Annotated in this window: 3 protein-coding genes; 2 read left to right on the top strand and 1 reads right to left on the bottom strand. The window is 62.1% G+C overall.

Annotated elements, in window-relative coordinates:
* Nucleotides 1-155: 155 nt before the first annotated feature.
* Nucleotides 156-1,892: a SulP family inorganic anion transporter gene (locus tag A3754_RS25140; RefSeq protein ID WP_063521658.1), complete on the top strand. Its 1,737-nt coding sequence runs from the start codon at nt 156-158 to the stop codon at nt 1,890-1,892.
* A gap of 87 nt (nt 1,893-1,979) precedes the next feature.
* On the opposite strand, the gene A3754_RS25135 is transcribed toward A3754_RS25140, so the two are convergent.
* Entirely contained in the window at nt 1,980-2,594 is a 615-nt protein-coding gene (locus tag A3754_RS25135) for a YdcF family protein (protein ID WP_063521657.1), read from the bottom strand.
* Between the two features lie 194 nt (nt 2,595-2,788).
* Here A3754_RS25135 and leuS point away from each other — a divergent pair.
* Nucleotides 2,789-3,784: leucine--tRNA ligase (leuS, locus tag A3754_RS25130; protein WP_063521656.1), on the top strand; the 996-nt coding region annotated here is incomplete at its 3' end.

Raw genomic sequence — 3,784 nt, 5'->3', positions numbered from 1 at the left:
GGCCTTCTGCCGCACCGGTACGCGCAGCACCACCCTGTGGGCGCTGACCCAGGCCACCGAGCAGGACAACGGCAGCATTCTCGCCACCGCCGAACAGGCCGGGTACGACCTGAGCGCCCTGGCGGAGCGGCTCGACCAGCGCCGGGGCCAGTAATATGCCGCGAGCCCTGCACCTGTTGCGCTGGCTGCCTGCCAGCGAATGGCTGGCTCGCTACACCCGCGCCGACGCGGCCGGAGACGGTCTGGCCGCTGTCATCGTCACCATTTTGTTGGTGCCCCAGGGGCTGGCCTACGCCCTGCTCGCCGGCATGCCCCCGGAAACCGGGCTTTATGCCAGCATGCTGCCACTGATCCTTTATGGCCTGTTCGGCACCAGCAGCAGCCTGTCCGTTGGGCCTGCAGCACTGACCTCACTGATCACCGCTTCCGCCGCCGGCGCCCTGGCCCAGGGCGATCCGCAACTGTTCATCCAGGCCGCCATCGGTATGGGCCTGCTCTCCGGGGTTTTCCTGATAGCCATGGCTGTACTGCGCCTCGGCTGGCTCACCAATTTGCTCAGTCACCCGGTCATCATCGGCTTTGTCAGCGGTTGCGCCATTTTGATCGCCGGCAGCCAGCTCAAACACCTGCTGGGCATCGAGGCCGACGGCGAAAACGTGCTGCAACTGGGACGCAGCTTGCTTGCCCAGCTCAACCACAGCCACTGGCTCACCGTGGGCATCAGCACCATCGCCATCGTCTGCCTGCTGATACCCAAACAACTGGCCGGCCCGCTCAAACGCAGCCCCCTGCCCGGCTGGCTCAGCGCCTTTCTGGGCAAGTCCGGCCCCATCCTGGCCGTGCTGATCACCACCGTCCTGGCGTTTTTCTTCCATCTTGAACAGCGCGGGCTCGCCATTGTCGGCGGTATCCCCAGTGGCCTGCCTCATCTGTCCGCTCCGCGAATGGATTGGGGCCACTGGAAAACCCTGATCACTCCCGCACTGTTGCTCGCACTGATCGGCTTTGTGGAATCCATCTCCCTGGCCCAGGCACTGGCCGCGCGCCGCCGTGAACGCATTTCCCCCAACCGGGAGCTGATGGGCCTGGGGCTGGCCAACCTGGCCAGCGGCCTGTCCGGCTCCTTCGCAGTGACCGGCAGTTTTTCCCGCACCACGGTGAGCTTCGACGCCGGCGCCCGCACCCCCATGACCGGCTTGCTTACCGGTATCGGCATTGCGCTGGTGGCCCTGTTTTTTACCGGGCTGTTTCACGCCCTGCCCCTGGCGACCCTGGCTGCGATCATCGTGGTTGGCATTATTCCACTGATCGAATTGGGCGAAATTCGTCACCTGTGGCAATACAGCCGCCCTGACAGCGTCGCCATGCTGGCCACCTTGCTCGGCGTGCTACTAATCAATGTACAAACCGGCCTGCTCATCGGCGTGGGGCTGTCCGTTGCCCTGTTTCTGTGGCGCACCAGCCAGCCCCATGTGGCCGAAGTGGGACAGGTACCCGGCACCCAGCATTTCCGCAATATCGATCGCCACGACGCCATTGTCAGCGATCAGATACTGTCCATTCGGGTGGATGAGTCACTCTATTTCGGCAATGCCCGGCCCCTGGAAGATCTGCTCTACGACCGCGCCATGGCCCGCCCGGGCGTCGACCATGTGGTGCTGATGTGCTCCGCCATCAACCACCTGGACGCCAGTGCAGTGGAAAGCCTGGAAAGCCTGAATCAACGATTGAAAGATGCCGGCGTCAGCCTGCATTTATCGGAAGTGAAAGGCCCGGTGATGGACCGCCTGAAAAAAACCGACCTGCTGAGCGTGCTCAGCGGCCAGGTATTTCTCAGCCAGTATCAGGCGGTGGAGGCACTGGGGGGAGTACGCACGACACCTGACGCCTGACAGGTCAGACGTCTCTAACATTCCCCGGGGTTTCAGGTTTTCTCTTGGGCGTTTGGCATCCGGCATTTGGCGTTAGGCATCCATCCCTCACAAATAGCGAACGTGATACCACACCAGCGCCAGCCACTCGTACCAGATCTCCGGCACCATGGATAAGGCTCCCGCCGAAGGCAACCACTCCTGCTTCGGCAATCGCTTGCTCCACGCCGCCTGGGCCAGCACGCCCTGACTCTGGAAACACAACAGGGCCCGGGGCAAGTGAGCACGGTCGCTGACCAGCATCACCTCATCCATGCCTCGCTCGGCCAACAACTCACTGCTATAGCAAGCGTTTTCCCAGGTAGTGCGACTGCGAGTTTCCTTGATCACATTGAGCGTCGGCCAGCGGCGCAGGGCCTGTTTGGCCATCAGGTCCGCTTCACTGGGCTCGTTGTCGTGCATGGGGGTCTGGCTGATACCGCCACTGACCAGTAGCGGCAAGCCGTGCTCGTGGGCCAGTTCCGCCGCCAGCTTCAACCGCCGCAGCCCACGGGTAGTCAGGAAAAATCGGCCATTGCGCTGGCGCCGACCGGCGCCCAGCACCACCACCGCCTGGGGGGTAATGCCGGTAATCCGGCGCGGCAAGGGCGGCAAGAAACTGCGCACCACCGCCGGCAGGCTGGCCCCCACCAGCACCAGCAGCATCAGGTAGGTCAGCACCATGGGCGGGACCTCACCACATCCACACCCGGCAGGCGCCCACGCCTGCGGTATTTATCGTTAAGATTGCGCATATGGACACCCGCGCACTGAGAAATCCGGGCTAAGCTCATGTATCCTATGTCCCCTTCACGGCCGGGATGTTCCCCAAGGTCGCCCTGTTCCCGTTTGTTTTTATGATCAAGAAAAGAGAGCCGATGGACGCACAGTATCGCCCCGATCAGATCGAAGCCCAAGCCCAGCAGTACTGGGATGATAATCAAAGCTTCAAGGTCTCCGAGGATGCCGGCAAGGAAAAATTCTATTGCCTGAGCATGTTTCCCTATCCGTCTGGCCGCCTGCACATGGGCCACGTGCGCAATTACAGCATCGGCGATGTGGTCAGCCGTTACCAGCGCATGCAGGGCAAAAACGTGCTGCAGCCCATGGGCTGGGATGCATTCGGCCTGCCGGCGGAAAACGCGGCGATCAAGAACAAGGTGGCCCCGGCCAAGTGGACCTTCGAGAACATCGACTACATGCGCGGGCAACTACAGCGCCTGGGCTTCGGCTACGACTGGGACCGGGAACTGGCCACCTGTACGCCGGAATATTATCGCTGGGAACAGTGGTTCTTCACCAAATTGTACGAGAAAGGGCTGGTGTACCGGAAAATGTCCACAGTGAACTGGGACCCGGTAGACCAAACCGTCTTGGCCAACGAGCAGGTCATTGATGGCCGTGGCTGGCGCTCCGGCGCTCTGGTGGAACAGAAGGAAATTCCCCAGTGGTTTATCAAGATCACCGACTACGCCGACGAGCTGCTTAATGATCTGGATCAGCTGGATGGCTGGCCGGAGCAGGTCAAAACCATGCAGCGCAACTGGATCGGCCGCTCTGAAGGGGTGGAGCTGGACTTCTCCATTGAAGGAGAAGACTCCCTGCGCGTTTATACCACCCGCCCGGACACGCTCATGGGCGTGAGCTATGTGGCGGTGGCCGCCGGCCACCCGCTGGCGCAAAAAGCGGCGGCGGCCAACCACGAAGTCGCCGACTTCGTCAAAGAATGCCAGAACACCAAGACCGCCGAAGCCGACATGGCGACCATGGAAAAGAAAGGCATCTACACCGGCCTCACCGCCACCCACCCGATCAGCGGTGAAGCGGTGCCGGTATGGGTCGCCAACTTCGTGCTGATGGGCTACGGCACCGGC

The organism is Alcanivorax sp. HI0083, from assembly GCF_001635175.1.
This window is presented reverse-complemented; position numbering and strand designations above follow the sequence as displayed.

Coding starts and splice junctions, on each gene's coding strand:
- A3754_RS25140 (WP_063521658.1), top strand. CDS start 156: ATGCCGCGAGCCCTGCACCTGTTGCGCTGGCTGCCTGCCAGCGAATGG.
- A3754_RS25135 (WP_063521657.1), bottom strand. CDS start 2,594: ATGGTGCTGACCTACCTGATGCTGCTGGTGCTGGTGGGGGCCAGCCTG.